This window comes from Sphingobium sp. RSMS (genome assembly GCF_005406185.4).
Taxonomy (GTDB): Bacteria; Pseudomonadota; Alphaproteobacteria; order Sphingomonadales; family Sphingomonadaceae; genus Sphingobium; species Sphingobium fuliginis.
This window is the reverse complement of the sequence record NZ_CM191257.1, coordinates 3,510,106-3,527,877: the sequence shown is the minus strand read 5'-3', so window position 1 is coordinate 3,527,877 and position 17,772 is coordinate 3,510,106. Positions and strand designations below refer to the sequence as shown.

Annotated in this window: 16 protein-coding genes; 7 read left to right on the top strand and 9 right to left on the bottom strand. The window is 58.7% G+C overall.

The annotated features are described in order from the left end of the window. Positions 1-4: 4 nt before the first annotated feature. From EGM87_RS17270 to EGM87_RS17240, 7 genes are all read right to left on the bottom strand, one after another. The gene (locus tag EGM87_RS17270) at positions 5-436 is read right to left on the bottom strand and encodes a hypothetical protein (RefSeq protein ID WP_137709477.1); all 432 of its coding nucleotides are present in this window, start codon (positions 434-436) and stop codon (positions 5-7) included. 131 nt (positions 437-567) lie between these two features. Beyond that, positions 568-753 carry a hypothetical protein gene (locus EGM87_RS17265; RefSeq protein WP_066526478.1) on the bottom strand — a complete coding sequence of 62 codons (186 nt, stop codon included), beginning with the start codon at positions 751-753 and terminating at the stop codon, positions 568-570. Positions 754-826: 73 nt separating this feature from the next. Beyond that, on the bottom strand, positions 827-964 hold the full coding sequence (locus EGM87_RS17260; RefSeq protein ID WP_157838169.1) for a hypothetical protein: 138 nt from the start codon (positions 962-964) through the stop codon (positions 827-829). Beyond that, complete coding sequence (locus EGM87_RS17255) at positions 961-1,536, bottom strand: MobA/MobL family protein (RefSeq protein WP_137709479.1); 576 nt, start codon at positions 1,534-1,536, stop codon at positions 961-963. Before EGM87_RS17255 ends, EGM87_RS17260 begins: the two co-directional genes overlap by 4 nt. Beyond that, positions 1,533-2,030 carry a hypothetical protein gene (locus EGM87_RS17250; protein WP_020819307.1) on the bottom strand — a complete coding sequence of 166 codons (498 nt, stop codon included), beginning with the start codon at positions 2,028-2,030 and terminating at the stop codon, positions 1,533-1,535. The genes EGM87_RS17255 and EGM87_RS17250 overlap by 4 nt, the downstream gene beginning before the upstream one ends. Positions 2,031-2,171: 141 nt before the next feature. Then, a complete protein-coding gene (locus EGM87_RS17245; RefSeq protein ID WP_137709480.1) occupies positions 2,172-2,531 on the bottom strand; it encodes a hypothetical protein in 360 nt (119 codons plus the stop codon). Next, complete coding sequence (locus EGM87_RS17240; protein WP_137709481.1) at positions 2,528-3,055, bottom strand: hypothetical protein; 528 nt, start codon at positions 3,053-3,055, stop codon at positions 2,528-2,530. Before EGM87_RS17240 ends, EGM87_RS17245 begins: the two co-directional genes overlap by 4 nt. A gap of 345 nt (positions 3,056-3,400) precedes the next feature. On the opposite strand from EGM87_RS17240, the gene EGM87_RS17235 reads away from it, so the two are divergent. From EGM87_RS17235 to EGM87_RS17220, 4 genes are all read left to right on the top strand, one after another. Then, positions 3,401-6,088: a PD-(D/E)XK nuclease family protein gene (locus EGM87_RS17235; RefSeq protein WP_137709482.1), complete on the top strand. Its 2,688-nt coding sequence runs from the start codon at positions 3,401-3,403 to the stop codon at positions 6,086-6,088. 2 nt (positions 6,089-6,090) lie between these two features. Further along, positions 6,091-9,249, top strand: a complete 3,159-nt coding sequence (locus EGM87_RS17230; protein ID WP_137709483.1) for a UvrD-helicase domain-containing protein — start codon at positions 6,091-6,093, stop codon at positions 9,247-9,249. Between the two features lie 1,090 nt (positions 9,250-10,339). Beyond that, positions 10,340-11,341: a hypothetical protein gene (locus EGM87_RS17225; protein WP_137709484.1), complete on the top strand. Its 1,002-nt coding sequence runs from the start codon at positions 10,340-10,342 to the stop codon at positions 11,339-11,341. Beyond that, a complete protein-coding gene (locus EGM87_RS17220) occupies positions 11,341-12,591 on the top strand; it encodes an MBL fold metallo-hydrolase (RefSeq protein WP_253719094.1) in 1,251 nt (416 codons plus the stop codon). The genes EGM87_RS17225 and EGM87_RS17220 overlap by 1 nt, the downstream gene beginning before the upstream one ends. Before the next feature lie 211 nt (positions 12,592-12,802). Here the strand turns inward: EGM87_RS17220 and EGM87_RS17215 are convergent, their stop codons facing one another. Together EGM87_RS17215 and EGM87_RS17210 are read right to left on the bottom strand one after the other, a co-directional pair. Beyond that, on the bottom strand, positions 12,803-13,573 hold the full coding sequence (locus EGM87_RS17215) for a hypothetical protein (RefSeq protein WP_137709485.1): 771 nt from the start codon (positions 13,571-13,573) through the stop codon (positions 12,803-12,805). Then, complete coding sequence (locus EGM87_RS17210) at positions 13,573-14,139, bottom strand: hypothetical protein (RefSeq protein ID WP_137709486.1); 567 nt, start codon at positions 14,137-14,139, stop codon at positions 13,573-13,575. The genes EGM87_RS17215 and EGM87_RS17210 overlap by 1 nt, the downstream gene beginning before the upstream one ends. Before the next feature lie 374 nt (positions 14,140-14,513). On the opposite strand from EGM87_RS17210, the gene EGM87_RS17205 reads away from it, so the two are divergent. The 3 genes from EGM87_RS17205 (at position 14,514) to EGM87_RS17195 (ending at position 17,684) form a co-directional block, all read left to right on the top strand. Further along, entirely contained in the window at positions 14,514-15,857 is a 1,344-nt protein-coding gene (locus EGM87_RS17205) for an anti-phage deoxyguanosine triphosphatase (protein WP_171010000.1), read from the top strand. Positions 15,858-16,033: 176 nt separating this feature from the next. Beyond that, on the top strand, positions 16,034-16,489 hold the full coding sequence (locus EGM87_RS17200; protein WP_137709487.1) for a hypothetical protein: 456 nt from the start codon (positions 16,034-16,036) through the stop codon (positions 16,487-16,489). A 56-nt stretch (positions 16,490-16,545) separates the two neighbouring features. Then, positions 16,546-17,684 (top strand): IS3 family transposase gene (locus tag EGM87_RS17195; protein ID WP_137709723.1). Its coding sequence is split into 2 segments (ribosomal slippage): positions 16,546-16,783 and positions 16,783-17,684, totalling 1,140 coding nucleotides; the frame shifts between segments, so codons are not numbered across the junction. Positions 17,685-17,772: the final 88 nt, after the last annotated feature.

Sequence of the window (17,772 nt, the reverse complement as noted above, 5' to 3'; positions counted from 1 at the left end):
GAGGCTAACGACAGATGCCGGCCGTCATGCCCCGCAACCTACCTTCTAGCCGCTGGCGCGAGGCATGCAGCGCGGTCAGCCGTTCGGCAGCCTCTTCTTCATCTATGACCATCGACTCGCGGACGGCTTCGCCCGATCTGAAGGTGAGCATTTTCAGTACCAGATGCCATCGGCCACGATGATCGACGGTCACCGTCGCGGTCCCGTGGCACAATAGGGACCGGAAGGTGTGATGTGCGCTCCATTCCGCAAGTGATTTAGCTACGCCCTTCCCCTCCGCCGCGAACGCACCATTTTCACTCACCAATTCGCCCAACGCCGCGAAGCGCTGGCCGACAAGATGCGGCAGGCTAACCGGTTCGCCGCGCCCAGGTACTTCCGATAGCAACAGGAGCGCTTCGCTGACGGCTGCCTCGGCTCGGGCGAATTCGTCCATGGCGCGTCCTCGCCATAAATTGACGTTGCTCCAAATTGACGGCCATGTGTCAGTCGCAGGTAGCGCCGAAGGGGTGATAGCAAGCACAGTCCGGCCTTATTCTTCATTCCTTGCTAAGCCGTTAGCCCTGATCAACGTTCAGGTTGAGCAGCGCCGTTCGCTTCCGAGGCAGGTTTGTTCATGATATGCCGGATATCCAAAAATTCCGTCGCATAGGCGAAGTGGACCACCACGAAAGCAGGTTTGCCACAGCGGAAGACAACTACCAGATCATGCTTCGCCCGAGCGCAGACGCCGGCCGGGTGTCCCCGCATCATGCGCAGGTCCAAACGTATTACGCGGCGAGGGTAACCGACTGGGAGCTTCGGCGCCTTTCGCCACCCAAGTTTATCAAGATGACGCTGGATCACCCCGTGCTTCAATCTGATACGCTTCGCCGCTTGCCGCCGATGCGACTTGCTCATGCGCCTCGCGTACCAGCAGCAGGGATGCAATTCCCCACCAGGTTGCCGGCTCGATCAGCTTCATACGGCTTCCACCCCGTTGAACGCCAACCAGCTGGCAAGCGCTTCAGCCGCACCTGCATCGGAGCAAGTGTCACGGGCGTGCAGACCAAACCCATTCGCAGTCAGCCGCCGAGCTGGGACCAAGATATGGACATGGGGTTCGTTCGCGGACCCCGCCAGGAATGGCGCATGCAGGACGAGGACAGCGGCAAGTTGCAGCTCGCGCACGAAATAGCTCAGCGCCCAGGCGCGGACCAGTTCCCAATCAGCGTGGAGAGGGCGGTCGGCGTCGAGAATGATGTTGAACTGAGCATAACCATTCCGTTCGATCACGGGCTGGGTAGCATCATAGCGTTCAAGCAAATAGCGCAGGTCCGCATATTCCCCTGGCGCATTGCTCGGAAGGAGAAGGTCATGCCGAGCCGCCTGATGGCCAGAGGGGTTGAGCTTCGCCAACACGGGGGCGGCGATCCCGATGCGCGCGCCGTCGGTCTTCCAATACCAACGCATGTAGCGGAACTGGGGATGGGCGGGCCAATCGAGATAGAAGCAAGACAGTTCCTCAGGGCCCGACTTCGATTTCTTCTGGGTCATGCAACATCCCTCCCGGTCGGCTCGATCTCGGCCGCACTAGGCCGATGAAATGATTTCGGCAGCATGGGGGGATTGAGGAAGAGCCCCTGACTGTCAGCCCTGACGGTGAAGGATTGATCTTCATGCGCGGGAACAAACCAGACCTGTCCGCCCAAAAGGCTTTGCCGATAATCCGACAGCCACTCGCCTTCGCCGTGAAAAAGAATATCGAAGCTGCATTGATATGCGTTGAACCGGACGAGCAGAGTGTCCATGCCGTAGAGGTCACCGATCTGGCCGAACAGCTGCTCGCCAAGGGGCCGAAATGCTGACGTACCAAGGATCAAGAGGTTGGCTTCCTGAAGCAGGAGCGCTCCACCCCCAAAGGCCGGATCGACGCTGATTGGCCCGCCGATTTCCCAAGCGACCTTGATCATCGCGCGCTGGACTGCGTCACGGACGAACGGGATTGTTGGCGCACCCGAGCCGGAGTGCGCGCTCATCGAGCTAAACATATTTATTATCTTCCTTTCAGGGGCGCGATCCGCTGAGCTTGGACGCGCATCACCCCAAGATTTTCATCTCATCTGCTCAGTCACCTGAGCTCTTCTCAACCGATCGAAACCGCTGCCGCTTGGTGTCGGCAGTGCTCGTCTTCAATCGTCTTTTGGGTACCGGAGATTCAGCGATATCATCGGCCGCCCGAGCGGTTTTGTGAAACCGGCCCCATGTTTCTCACAAAGGGTGGCATAGAGATAATTACCGACCATGAGCTCGCCAGCAGCCCCACACTCTTGGCACATGCGGGTCGAACGCTGCTCAGCGGCTGCAATGAGCGGCGCTGCCGCTTGGTCAGGCCGATCGATATAGACTCTCAGTTCCCCGAACTTCTCTTTGGCTTGGGTCACTCTCACCGAAATGCCAGCCGAATGCAGATCGGCCAACAGCTGGCGAAACAGCGGTCGCCATCCAGCGGGAAGGTATGCTTCCCAATGCAAATTCTCGTCGTGGCTCATACGAAGTTTCCTCCGATTTCCGCGACCCAGCGAAGATCGGCGATCCGCAAGCCTGTCTCAGCAGAGACCGGATCAACAAAAGGTGCTCCAGCTTCCTCTTTAAAGCCGGTCGACCGAATGCTGAAAAAGCAGGGATCGAGATCTCTATCCCGTGGATCTGCGACTACCCAAAGCAGCGAATCGAAGTCGGCAGACCAGAGCCGCAGGCCCCGGTGGAGGCGGACCTCACCGGCCCGAGCGAGGATCAGCGAAAGATAATATGTCTTCCGCGCCGAGGTGTCGCGCCCTGGCTCAAGGATAAGGATGTCCGTTCGTATCTGACGGACTGTCTCTATCAATTTGTTGAACGAAATTTCGCGACGCCAGTGACCAAGAACGAGCCCGGCCCGCTCACTGTAACGATATTGGCTCAGAATCTGCGGGAATAGCCCATCGCAGGGCTGAGTGGCCCAGCCCCCCATCTTGGAAAGAGCGCGTGCGGCATCTTCGCCGTCCGAGATCCGCTGCCGATCTTCGTCATTCATATATATCATATCTGATCTCTTCGACTTGGCGCGGAGGCGGCTGCCCTCCGACGCCCGAGGAACATTTCACTTCTCAGCGTCAGCCAAAATTCCCCCGCTCAACCTCTCACACATCCTGCTTCCAGCAGCCGCCTTGCGGGATTGATCTCTTGCCGCCTTTCCGAGCAATTTGGCACAGCTTGGCGATACTAGAGGAAGGCGCCAAGGCTCTGTTTTCATGAGCCGAAACTGTGACGACCGACTTTGTCGTGGGCGCATTCATTAATGACATGACAAAGCATTTGCGCTTACGGCCAGCGATGCCGTGCGCTGACGAGGCAGCTCGCGGATGGGGGATAGTTAAGAATGAAGCTTATCTTCGGCCTTTCATGCGATGGCCCTTCCTTTCCGGATTTTCCGGGCCCGAATGAAGGCGTCTTCAATGCCGCCGTCGTGGGGCCACAAGGCCTGATAGAGATGCTCGAGGTGCAGCTTGGCCTCACAGCTCCCCGGGTGGCACATGCGGTTCGAGTTTCCAGCTACGCTGCTAAATTGCGTACCGCGCTGGCCACAGCCCCGGACCTGTTCTTCGGTCAGTCGTTCACCCTTGATCCGTGGGCCACTGCCGCATCATTGCTCGATTGGCGAGATGAACTGATCGCCGGCGGCTGGTCCGGCAGCCCTATTGGCGCCGCACGTGTTGATGCATTCGCGGTGGTGGAAGAGGCTGGTCCGCCCCTTCCCCCCGGGATCGCAGATCGCACGCGCACGCTCTGCGTTGCGGTCAAGGCCCGTGCAAGCCTGCCGCTCGCTTCAATCGAGCTGGTCGAGCCCCGAGATTTGCTGCCGCCTCTCTGGCAGCGCCTTACCGATACGCTGGAGGGATCGGGGGTAGAAATCTCGCAGGCTCCTGCCTGTGCAATTTCCTCCAATGACCTGGGCCACGTGCAAGCCTTTCTCGCGGGCGGCTCACCCTCGACATTAACAGGCGATGGTAGCTTCGTGATCGTCCACGCGGACACAGCCTTGGCGGCGGCGGAAGCAGCTGCAGATTGGCTCGCCCATTGTTCTGAAGTCGAGTTGCATGGCACGGTCATTGTGAGCGCTGATGGAGACACCGCGCTGCTGGACCGCGCGCTTCAAGCTCGCGGGCTTCCCGCTCTGGGTTTGTCGGCCTCGTCGCCGTGGCGTGGAGCACTTCAGGTGCTCCCGCTCGCCTTCGCCGCTTCTTGGGCACCATACAATGCGAAGGCGATGCTTGACTTGCTCATGCTACCGCGTCCCCCCATTGCGCGACGTGCGGCGCGCAAGCTCGCCTATGCACTGAGCCGCGAGCCTGGCACAGGCGGGCCAGCATGGCTCGCTGCATGGGTTAATATCGAGTCAGATTTTGCCGAAAGGATGTCCACAGAACCTCAAGAAAAGCGCGATGCGAAGGTTGCGGCGTGGAGGCAATGGACGTCTGGAGAATTATACCCGCGGCACGAAGGCATGCCTGCGGAGGCGGCCAAGTCGATCGCTTCTCGCGTCGCGCAATGGGCGCTCGAGACGAATGCTGGAAATGCTGATCCGCTTCTTCTGACGCTAGTTGGTGCCGCGCAGGCCCTCGTGCAAGCGATCGATGTTCTGAACGTCGAGATGCTCTCTCCGCTGCTGCTAGGACGTATGACCGACCAGGTGCTTGCGGACGGCGCTCAAAACCCCAACCACATAGCGACATCGGGGGGTTTGCGTGCCGTGCGTCATCCAGGCGCCATTTGGGGCGATGCTAAGAATGTACTTTGGTGGGACTTCAAAGGTCCTGGAGAACGCGTAAGTTCATCGCCATGGAGCGCCGCTGAGGTTGCTGCTCTTAAGGTTCATGGCTGCGAAATCGAATCACCGGCCGCGATAACCGCCCGGATTGGGTGGAATAACGCCAACGCAGTGAATCGCGCTGGCGAGCGCGTCATTCTTTTCTCACCGGCGCTTTCGGCGGGGGAGGAGACGACGAGCCATCCCCTCGCCCATCAGCTGAACCCATTGACGACACCTGCTAAGGACATAATCCAATGGCCAGCAGAACAGCTATTGCACGGGCCGTCTCATGAGCTCGCAGGGCGCGAGATTCTCCGTGAAGCGATCACTCCAAACCTCCTGCCAGCACAGCGCCCTCGCTGGTCTCTGCCGGCATCTGTGATCGCCAAACTCGACGATCGCGTCGAAAGCGCCACCAGCTTCGAGCATCTTGCGGACTGCCATATGCGATGGCTCCTCCTCGACGTTTTGCGACTCTCAGGCGGCCGGGTTGCCGAGATCCCTGGCACAAGCCAGCTGCTTGGAAACCTCGCTCATGAATTAGCGAATCGCGTTTTCCCGCCAGGTCCTGTGCCGGATCCTGAAGCCGTTTTCTTGCAAGCCAACGATCTATTTGACGAATTGCTTAGCGCGATCGCGACGCCGCTTCAGCAGCCAGAATATGCGGGCGAGCTTGCATCGGCCCGGGTCAAAGTCCCAGCTGCTCTGGCGCAACTCGCACGTCTTCTACAGGCGATGGACGTAAAGGTAATTGGGACGGAAATTGAACGCGCAAGGACGTTCGTCGATGGACCGGATGTCAAGGGCCGCATCGACATGCTGATAGAGCATCCGGCTCACGGCACAGGCGTAATTGATCTGAAATGGTCGAGGAGCGCTAAAACGCGACGCAACGAGCTCGCCGAAGGTCGTTCGATTCAGCTCGCGACATACGGTGCGATAGCAAATTCCAACAGCACCACGCCTGCTCCAGGCGCATTCTATATGCTGAACCAGCGACAGCTGATCGGACTGAGCGGTTCGTTCCTGGCGGAGGAATCGGTCGAATCCGACCATAGCCTGCCCGACACATGGTCGAATCTCGTGTCGACGTGGCAGGTGTGGCGCGATCTAGCCCGGGAGGGGATTGCGGTTGCGACGGGTGCCGATGAGGCCGAGGCCCACATACCGGCCGATCTCCCGATCGAGCCGGGGACCGAACCGTGTCGCTATTGCGAACTCACAGCGCTCTGTCGCGTGGGCGTGGAGGCTAACTGAAGATGACCGCTCCCAATATCACGACCGTCGTGGCGTCTGCCGGCGCCGGCAAAACCACCCGCATTGTCGGCAACATCGCGACGGAGGTCACATCCCGTGATCCCGAGACGATCGTCGCAACCACATTCACCGTGAAAGCAGCGGACGAACTGATCGAGCGTTCCCGAGCCAAACTGTTCGAATTGGGCATGCCGGATAAGGCGGCGCGATTGCTTGGAGCCCGCTTTGGAACGGTGAATGCCATTTGCGGTCAGATTGTATCGGAGAACGCCATCGCTCTTGGGCGATCTCCGCGAGCCGAGGTCATTCCCGAAGGCAGCGTGCCCCGAATTTTCGCGATCGCCGCCGATGCCGCGATCGAGCGTCACGCGCCGACGCTGAACTCGCTCGCCGATGTCATGGGATTCTTCGAGCCCAAACGAGCCGCTGACGCTGAACGAAGTGATTGGCGGACGACCGTCAGGCGTTTGATCGAGCTAGCTCGAGCGAATGGAATTCCCGCCCAAGATCTATCCGTTTCGGCGGAGCGATCAGTCGCAACCTTCCTCGAACTGCTACCACCGGTGTCGATCCAGAGCAGTGACGATCTCGACGCAGATTTGCGAAGGGCCGTAAGTTCGGCAGTGGATGCGGTTCCCGCTGAATCGAGCGCGACTGCCAAATCCCACATTGCGTTGCTTCGCCAAACCGATTCAAGCATTCGTCGAGGAGAACGGATTTCCTGGCCCAACTGGGCTCGCCTCTCGAAGGTGAGCTGCGCTAAGAAAGATGGTCAGGCTTTCATCGACGCTCTTGAGGCAGTTGCTCAAGCAGCCGGCCGCCATCCTGCACATCCGCGGCTTCGTGAAGATTGCAGCCAGTTCATCAGGTCGGTCTTCGCCTGTGCGGCCGAAGCCCTGACCGCTTTCCAAGCTTATAAAGCAGAGCGCGGCTTATTGGACTTCACCGACCAAGAGGCGCTCGCGCTCGACGTCCTTCATAACCCAGCGATGTCCGCGGGGCTCGGTGAGCGCATTGGTCGGCTGTTTGTCGATGAGTTTCAAGATTCCAGCCCGCTTCAAGTCGCCATTTTCACAGCAATGTCCGGCTTAGTCGACGCAAGCACGTGGGTGGGAGACCCCAAGCAGGCCATCTACGGCTTCCGCAATGCGGACAGCGCCCTCACCCAAGCCGCGTTCGCGGGGGTAGCGGCGTCGTCGAGCGAACCGCAAGTTGTGCTAGCGACGTCATACCGGAGCCGTGAGGGCATCATAAACCTGGTCAGCGCTGCCTTTGAGCCGGCTTTGAGCGCGATGGGTCTTCAAGCGGAAGAACATGCGTTCAGCGGAACGGGTCGCAGCGAAGAAGGATTCACGCAGGCGCCGCTCGCGGTTTGGTGGCTCGAAGGAAAGCTTGAGCTTCAATATGCCGCATTGGCCGCCCAAATCCGCGAGATGGTGACGGCCGACCAACCATGGGAAGTGGCAGCCAGGCCCAAAGGCGTTCGGGCGCTACGCGCCGGAGACATCGCTATTCTGTGCCGTAGCAAAGCCGATATCGCCAAAGTATCGGCTGCGCTTAGCCAGCAAGGCGTCAAGGCAGCCGTCGAGCGTGAAGGATTGGCGCAAACACCCCACGTCCAACTGGTGATGGCCGCGTTCCGCTGGGTTGCAGATCCCACAGACCGTCTCGCGCTTGCCGAACTTGCCCGCTTCTTCGCCGAGGATCCAGAATCAGAAACCTGGCTTGAGGCGCTTGGCGCTGAAAATGCCTCCGAGGCACTGCTCGCCATCGTACCCATCTCCGCGGCCCTCCAAGAGATTCGTGAGGGCATTCTATCGCTGACGCCAGCCGACCTCGTCGATGCGATCATCCTTCTCCCTGAGCTCAATCGCCACATCGAAAGTTGGGGCGACGTGCCGGCTCGTCTCGATGATCTCGAAGCGCTTCGCGGCTTCGCTCGGAGCTATGAGGAAAGCTGCGCGGGCGAGGGATCTCCTGCGACGCCTTCTGGGCTGGCACTCGCGTTGGCTGCAGAGAACCCAGCCCGCCCGCGAAGCCTTCGGGACGATGCTGTTAAAGTCATGACCTACCATGGAGCGAAGGGGCTTGAATGGCCCGTCGTAATCCTGACCGGGCTAGGCAAAGAACCAAAGCCTCGACTGTTCGAACCCATGGCCGAGGCTGATGGTGACGTGGATTGGCAAAATCCTCTCGCCGGACGCTGGATCCGCTACTGGCCTTGGCCATATGCGAGCCAAGAAAAGGACGTATATCTCGATGCTTCAGCGCCCAGTTCGACACTTGGGAAGCAGGCTTCGATCCGATCGAGGGATGAGGAGGCCCGCCTTCTTTACGTCGGCATGACCCGCGCTCGCGATCATCTTGTGTTTGCGCCCCCAGCTAAAGGGTCACTCCACTGGTTGAAGGTTCTCGATGGGAACGAAACGGAGCATTTCGCTTTACCACGTACCGCCGGTGAAGATATCCGTGCTGGGACGAAATCCTTTCCGGCAAGAACCACAACGCTGGTATGCGGCGAAGGCGTGGAGGCTCAACCTCCGGCTGTCTCATTCGGGCGCATCACGCGACCGACGGGGCACCGAGCACCGCTTCATCGTCGCCCTAGCGAGGCTTCCAGCGGCGAAACCTTCATCATCGTGGAGAAATCTACGATTGGCCCGCGTTTGCCGTTCGCAGGCAGCCCCGACATGAACCTGCTCGGCGAAGCCGTCCACGCTATCATTGCGGCCGATCAGCCTGATGATCCGTATGATACCCGGCTTAATCAAGCACAAGCGATCCTCGATCGCTGGGGGGTGCATCAGGTTGCCGCAAAGGACGTCCTTGGGGCCAATGACCGACTGTTCGCCGAGATCTCGAAGCGATGGCCGGGCGGCCGAATTCATCGTGAGGCCCCTGTTTCAGCCCGGATCGGAGATCAGCTTGTAACGGGTCGCATCGACTTACTGATCGAGCATGACAGCGGCTTCGCCATCATCGATCACAAATCCTTCCCGGGTTCGCCGGACAGCTGGGATGCACGAGCGGTTGGGCACGGCCCGCAAATCCAGCTCTACGCTGACGCGCTCGACAAGGCGCGGCCTGGTGTTCCCTGCGAACTATTCATCCACATGCCGATAGTCGGAGGCCTTCTGCAGGTGGGCACCAGTTCATGCTGATGCCTGCTTTCCGGCTCACCGCAGCAGCCATAAATTCCTTTCCCTATACCCCCCATTCAGCGACCAGAATGACGTCTGGATGTGGACATCCAAAATCCTGAGGGATGCAGTCAACCCACGGAAATCGGATAAAGATGCTTCAAATTTACGACGTCAGCTCTTTGGCTCGGTGGGACGCGGCACATCCAGGTAACGCTGTGCGCGCCCTCTTCGAGCGATGGGCTCGGCCGGGTTGTCCACTTTCGCCAGAGACGCCACTGCGGATGATGCCCTTTAAGGACAGCATCGCCATCTATCATTACGGTAGGAAAGTGGGCTCTTTGCTTTCGGCTGATGCCGCACCCTTGCTTACCGTGACCGCCGATGGCGGTGTGCGGACCTATCGCCCTGCAGCACTTGCGACCCCGAAGCGAACGGATGAGATAATCAGCAGCATAGAGGAGGCGTGTACGACACGATACGAGGGTTCCTGTTTCCTCGAAGAGGTCATCGCAGCTAACCCTGGCGTAATAGGCGTGACCGCGGAGTCTGGTTCCGGAGACCGCCGATATGGAGGTCGCATTGCCGTTGCTCAGGTAGGAACTAACTACCCGGCCGGCATAGCTCTGTGGGACGTCATGACTGCCTGCTCCCACAATTTGCACGGGCGAGATGGTGGCGCCCCGGCCTTGTTGCAGCCCATTGAGAATGAGGATGACGGCAACGCCGCAGCGGCCCAATTGTGTCAAGCGGCCGAGACACTGGTGAATCTGGACGAGCTTTTCCGTAGCGGCACATGCCCTCGCAGCGCTTCTTTGTGGCGCGCAATAGCCACGCATCTACCTCCAGCCATAATCGGCCGTCCGGGTTTAATCGTCAGCGCCTATTGGCCGAAAGGTTACAACCCTCCGGTGGCAAGTCGGCGGATTCAGCAGTGCGTTGATAAGCTCTCCCGAACTGGTGTTATCGACCTTCTGCAGGAAGGCGGCCGAACGGTCTTGATGGCACAGCAGGCAACGGACGCCACGTCCCCGGCCGAGCTGACACTGCCCTTACTGATCCAATGATCTCCATGACCAAATCTGTCGCAACTGATGAGTAGAGAGCCTGCATGCCACTCTTTGAACGCAAATTCGACGTCGATGTCCTGCGCAACTACCGGGATGTCGCCGTCATTAAAGCTCTGTTCGACCGCTGGGTGCTGCCGGGCGAAGATGCGGGTCCACATGGACTACGCGTTGCGGTGCGCAATGGATATTTGAACTTTTATGTAAAGGGTCAGTCCGTAGCTAAGCTGAGCATACGTTCTGGCTCGCCTCGCTTCGAAGTTCACGACAAATATGTGGCGGGCGTCGTTAGAGGGCATGAAGACGAGAGCAAATATGCTCAAAAATACACGTCCTTCTCGCTCGATCATGGGACGGCGATACCCATGATGGACATCGCTAAATGGGTTCACGCCGCCGAAACCTATGCAGGTGATGAGAAGCGTTTCGTAGATGATTTGGTCGCAGTCACTGCGGGCACGTTGGATCTGGAGATGGCTCTTCCTGCCCGTCCCAATGCCAGGGGAAGAGTCGCACCGCGCATGGATCTAGTGGTCGCGCAGGGTCAAGACATCGGGTTCTGGGAAGCGAAATGCGCCGTGAACGGTGAACTACGGTCCGACCACAATAAACCAGCGGCACCACACGTCGTGGATCAACTTCGCAAGTATGTGGGCTGGATGGATCACGACGGCGGTCCCAGCGAGGTACGCTCAGCCTATTCCGAAGCTGCACGGATTCTTCTCGCGCTAGGCGAAATGTTCGGCAAGACCGGCCCGGCCATCGCGGCTTGGCAGACATTTGCCGACGCCGGCGATGCAGCATCCGTGATCCTTCCTCCCGGAGTGGTCGTCGGCAATTACTGTTCGCCCCGAGCCGATGGAATGCCGCGCAATACAGAGATGGAGCGCTATTTGGCCCATGCGAATTCCTTCTTGAAAAACGAGCATGAGGCGCGTCTCAAACGGTTTGGCATCAACGTCCTGCCAATTGGCTGCAAGCCAACGGCATCATGCCTTGGCGTTCTGGGCCAAGGCAGGATCGCGGAAGTGGAACCGCGCGCCTGATGCTTGAGGTAATTGTCCATCGCGGCACACGCGCGATCGGCGGCTCGTGCATCGAACTCGTCGCCTCAGGAGGCGCGCGCTTGATCCTGGATGCCGGCCGGCCGCTCGACGCACCGCGCGAGGCGAGCGGCCTCCTACCCCAGACACTTGATCGCGACGGTCCCGCCACCGTCCTGTTTAGCCACGCGCACATGGATCACTGGGGCCTGATCGACGAACTGCCCGCGCATTGGCCACTTTGGACCGGTGAAAAAGCAGCGGAGTTGATGCGGCTGACATCCGGACTGTTCGGAACGCCGTTCTCGCGCCGAATCTCTACTTGGCCGGCGAAGTCAGGTGCTCTCGCTATCGGGGCATTCACGGTGACACCTTTCCTCACCGACCATAGTGCCGCTGACGCATACATGCTCCTGATCGAAGCAGAGGGCCGCCGCATACTCTATTCTGGAGATTTTCGCTGCCACGGGCGTAAGGCCGCACTCGTTGAGGCGATGATCGCAAATCCGCCCCGAGATGTGGACGCGCTGATCATCGAAGGCACGAACCTGGGAACTCACAAGCCTGTCGTCACCGAAACGCAGCTGGAGCACGATTTTACCCAGCTTGCCCAGGAGGTGCCGGGACACATCTTCGTAAACTGGTCCGCTCAGAATCTCGACCGAACAGTCACATTGTTCCGCGCCGCGAAACGTACCGGGCGTTCTCTGGTGGTGGACCTCTATGGCGCAGACGTGCTGGAAAGGATTGCACCTGGCACGGGAATCCCCTTCCCCGGCGATTCGCGCTTCCCCGAGTTGGAGGTAATCATTACGGGCTCCGGAATGCGCCTCTATGCAAGGCAAGGACGGGATGACTGGGTCGACGCTCTTGCTAGGAAACCCTATGCCACCTCCCGTAAGCGCCTATCAGGCGGTCGAGCTATAATTATGACGCGGGACTCCATGGTGGCAGAGTTTGAGCACGGCGGCCTCGGCTTCACAGACCGCGATGCATACGTCTTCTCTAATTGGCGCGGCTACTTGGACGAAGCGGCACCAAACACGGGTTGGGGCCGTGCCCGGCAGGCCGGTGCGAAGGCCCTGCACCTGCACACCAGCGGCCACGCCAGCCCTACCGACATCGCGCGCTTTGCCAGAGCGGTGAACCCGCGCGCCTTAGTCCCAGTCCACGGTTTATCATGGGATGCACCGGGCATCGACCTTCCGCCGATCCAGCGCCTTGCCGATGGGGAACACTGGCTGGTGCCGTGACCACAGAGGTCCCGACGCCAAAGGACCGGCCGCATCAGGCGTACCCACATGCGGAAGCCGCTGACGACACAAGTTGGTCAGCATGCACCTACCAGGCGAAAACAGGCATTTGCATTGAGCGAAGCCTGAGCATGATAGCGACGCCGCTTACGCTACGTCGTGCTCCGGCGGACACAGCGGAGCCCAGCAGGCGACCAATTCCGCGGCTGCATCAACCCTTACTTTTACCCCTGTGAACCATTTTGCGAGTAAACTCCTCTTCCGCCTCGGGAGTAGGCAGAGTAAGGCCATCAAGTGCTGCGACAATGGGCTTAAGCTGATCAATCAGCTGTAGCTCATCGAGCAGTTGATATGCGTCGTAGGTGGCTGGATCAACTTCAGCACCATCGAAACGTTCAAGGCGCAACCCTTCGACGGAGGCGTATCGAAGATAAGGGTAGCGAAAATCCGAGCACCGCTTCGGCAGCCGCTTGTGGGTCTCAGAGGTACATAGCACCGTCGGCACGAGCCAGAAGTAAATCAGTCGTTTGCGTGCCTGTTCGACATCATTATCCTGCATAGCCATTAGCACGAGCGACTTTACCTGGGATACAGGAAAGGCGTGCTCACGATCCTTCAGCAGCAAGGCTTCGCTGCCGCGCTTTTCTCTAAAAAACTGAGGGCGCTTCTTGTCGTGCCAGGGCAAGAGATGCTGCATACGGATCAGATCTCCGACGACTTCTCGCTGTAGTCGCTGCGCAACTCGATCGAAATCGGGCATCAACTTGACCAGGTGGCTAAGAAACCTCAAATCCGCGTCGAGCTTTGCTGGCAAATACAGCCCCGCCCACTCCCCGGTTCGTACTCCGTGCCAACCCCGATCCAGCCACGCTGGCCATTCCGGTGGAACTAAGGCTGGCAAAGCGGAAAATGAAGGCTCCTCTGCAGCAGCCCGGCTTCCTTCTGCATCGTATTTTTGGTTTATCGCGAAATGCTTAGTCATCACGCCACCTCGGGAGCAAGCTCTGAAACGATGGCGGCGAACGCCTGCTCGACGTCTTCCCCACCCATCACCTCATCAATCAGAAGTTCCCTAAACTGCTGGATGGCAGAGGGCATCCGAGCGCGGTTGGCTGAGTAATAGTCCCATACGATTTGCACGGCGGTCCCGCGATCACATTTCGCTTTGCGTTCATTGACTTTGCGCCATTCTCCCAACTGCACGAAAAATGCGGGTTCCACATTTTTCCAGTCGAAAGCAGCGACTTTCGCCTGTTCAGCCTCGGGATTCGGGAAAACGTCAGCAGGCAGGTTGGTCCGCGGTTGAACTACAAGGCAGGTGAGGTCCGGGTAGCCAAGGGGCGCTGTAAACGCACGTACTGTAGCCAGCCGGCGACCGAGCCCGACTGGCACTTGTTTTTGAATCGCCGCATTATCCGGATGACGCTGTTTCGCTCGGTCAATCAACTGAAGACAAGTAAGCTTCTCCCCGCCCCGTGCCGCTTCAACCAGCACAGGATAGAGGAGTTCTGCAATCTCGATATCCACCGGGGTGATATTACGCTGCATCAATTTCGAACTTCTCCTGTCAATGCCCGCAGGACCCTCTGACGAATGCGTCAATCCCAAGGACTGCTGAGGGATGATATCTGATTACACGACAAAATTGGTCGCATTTAGCCGATCCCTGCCGTTCCAGAAGTCATCATTCCGCAGTCGTTACGTTCTAAGCTCTTAATTTTTTGTGGAAGCGTTGCCCGCAACATCTTCCTTCCAACCAGTGCCGCAGAAGCAGGTTCTTTGATCCGTGGTGAGGTTTGAGGATAGAACTCCCCCTCCTTGCGACGTATATCAGCAGCCGCGCGTCAGTGGCGAAACAGCGTCAGTTCCCGCACTTCATTCTCCATGCTAGCGGGCAGATATTGTGCTGAGGAACTGGAGACATGATGGGCTGGCTCGATCGCAGAACACCAGAGTTGCGAAAGTCTTTCGATGCGCGGTCTGAGGGTGACGTGGATTATGGCCGCGTCGTTCACTCGGCCTCCTTCCGACGGCTGCAGGGCAAGACCCAAATCCTCAACCTAGGGGAAAGCGATTTCTACCGCACTCGCCTCACGCATTCGCTTGAAGTCGCGCAGATCGCTGGCGGGTTAGCCAAACAGCTCGTCCATAATCTGCCCGGCCATCCAGCCCTCGGGCACCTTCCCGAACATGCGCTCCTTCAAGCGATCGCCTGCACCCATGATTTGGGGCATCCTCCATTCGGCCATGGCGGCGAAATTGCCCTCAATTACTGCATGAGAGATCATGGCGGCTTTGAAGGGAACGGCCAAACGCTTCGGATCCTATCGCGCCTGGAGAAATTCTCTGAGGCTGCCGGCTCTAACCTGACGCGCGAGACGCTGCTCGGCGTTCTCAAATATCCCGCGTCGTTCAGCGAAGTGGCCAACCCAGACCTCCGTCCGGGAATGTTAGCAGATACAAGCGGCACGCCGCTGCTTGATCGCAGAGGATCCGAACCTCCGAAATGCTTCATGGATAGCGAACAGGATGTCGTGGACTGGATCCTCTCCCCGCTCTCCAAGGGCGATCAGGATGCTTTCCGCCAGTTTGACATTCGAGCGGGGAGGCATGCCAAGGCACGCCATAAATCCCTCGCTTGCTCGATCATGGACCTTGCAGATGATATCAGCTTCGGCATCCACGACCTAGAGGACGCGCTTGAGCTCAAACTGATAGATCAAAAGCAGTTTCAAACGCACGTACCCGCCGCGGCATGCCAAGGCCTACTCGACTATCTTAATAGCCAATACCGCGGGCAGTATGGCAACGACGTATATGGGGGCCTACTCGATCGCCTATTTGGTGACGGCAACGACCGCAAACACCAGATCAACCGGATCCTCAACTTCGTCATCCCGAGCATCCAGATCCGCGACGAAGCCGAATTTGAGGAGCCGAGGCTTCGGTATCGTGCGGAGGTCCCAAATCCCGTAGCGGATTTCCTGGCTGCGGTAACGAAGCTGGTTTACGAGGAAGTCATTTGTAGCCCAAGCGTCCAGCACCTCGAGTTCAAAGGGCAGATGATGGTAATCGCCGTATTCGAGGTCATGAAGTCTGAGCCCAAGAGATTCCTGCCCAGCGATGCGTACGCCAAATTCGCCAGCGCTCCCGATCCGATGAGGATCATCTGTGATTATGTTTCAGGCATGACCGACGCCCATTTGCTGCGAACCTATGAACGCCTTTTCGCGCCGCGAATGGGATCAGTTTTTGATAAGCTTTGAAATGCTGAAGGTGTCTCAGCGGTTGCGGAATCGCTCAGCGCCAACCAACTGCAGACGGCTCGCATATCAGCTTTTCCGAATGTGGGTGGTCAAGATCGACATCCAGTTACAATTCTTATGACCGATTTTGACGCAAGATCACGTCATCGGACTCCAAACAACGGCAGGGAGCAGGTGTGGCGGAACGCGAGAATGATCTTCTAGCCTGGCTGGGCGCGGGCATCGCCTTCGCATTAATGATGCAGGTAGCCCCTTTCCGTTGGGCCGTTTACGCGCTCGTCGCATGGCTGGGATTTCTAGCGTTTCAAGATTGGTGGAGCGAACATGAGCTACCCGCAAGCTCTCCCATCGCAGAATGGACCATCGAGGAGCAGGCTCTTCAATCCAACGCTGACGATCAGCAGCTTCGCTATTCCGTGAAAGGATGGTTTCAAAACCATGGGAGGGAGGCACTCGAAAGCGCGGCTCTGGTCGGTCGCCTTTACGAATGCGACACACCCGACCAGCCGATCGACCGGTGCACTCCGGTCGGCGAAAGCCAAGATAATCTGTCGCTCGACCTGAAGCCGGGCTTCCGCACGCATTTTACGGTATATCCCCAATTCAGCGGCGCAGGAGGACCTAATCCATGAATAGCCCCTAGATTTGTGGACGCCTTCTTTCCTAAATTTGAGGACAGGAGGCGATGATGGGGAAGGCTAATTTCAGTGACGAGTTCAAGCGCGATGCGGTGGCCCAGATCACCGAGCGCGGTTACCGGGTGGCGGAGGTTTCGCAGCGGCTCGGGGTGAGCCAGCATTCGCTTTATGCATGGAAGCGGCAGTTCGCACGACGGCCCGAAGATGGGTCGAAGGATGCCGAGATCCGTCAGCTGAAGCGCGAGCTGACGCGGGTCACCGAGGAGCGCGACATCCTAAAAAAAGCCACCGCGTATTTCGCCAGGGATGCAAAGTGAGATACGCGTTCGTAGCCGAGCATCGCGCGCTGTTCTCGGTGCGTGCGATGTGCCGGTGTCTTCGCATCCAGCCCAGCGGCTTCTACGCCTGGGTGAAGAACCCGTTGAGCAGACGGGCGAAGGAAGATGCTCGGCAGACCGAGCTGCTCCGGCAGGCGTGGGAAGACAGCGGCAAGGTCTATGGCTACCGCAAGCTGCACGATGATCTGCTCGATCAGGGCGAGACCTGCTGTCCGAACCGCGTGGCGCGTCTCGCCAGTCTGGCGGGTATTAGAGCGAGGATCGGCTACAAGCGCAGGCCGGGCAGCTATGGCGGCAAGCCATCTAGGGTGGTCGACAACACGCTGGCCCGCCAGTTCGATGTCGCGGCACCCGACAAGACATGGGTGACCGACATCACCTACATAAGAACACAGGAAGGCTTTGCCTATCTGGCGGTGGTGATCGACCTTTACTCCCGCCGCGTGGTGGGCTGGTCGATGCAGAACCGCCAGACCACCGACCTGGTCCTGCAGGCATTGCTGATGGCTGTGTGGCGCAGGAAGCCAAAGGGGAAGGTTCTGATCCACTCGGATCAGGGATCGCAGTTCACCAGCATAGACTGGGCGTCCTTCCTGAAGGCCCACAATCTGGAGCACTCGATGAGCCGCCGTGGCAACTGCCATGACAACGCAGTGGTCGAGAGCTTCTTCAACCTGCTCAAACGCGAACGCGTCCGGCGGCGGACCTATCGCTCACGAGACGAGGCCAGACAGGATGTGTTCGATTACATCGAGATGTTCTACAACCCGATACGCAAGCATGTGAGAAACGGGATGCTGTCACCCGTAGAGTTCGAACGGCAGCAGATGATGAGCACCGAGGGCGTCTAGAAAACTAGGGTCCAAACCCAATCAGCCTATTGAAAATCTGCGTTCACTTTGATTCAGGGGGTCTCCGCTGAAGCTGGAGGCTGTTTGG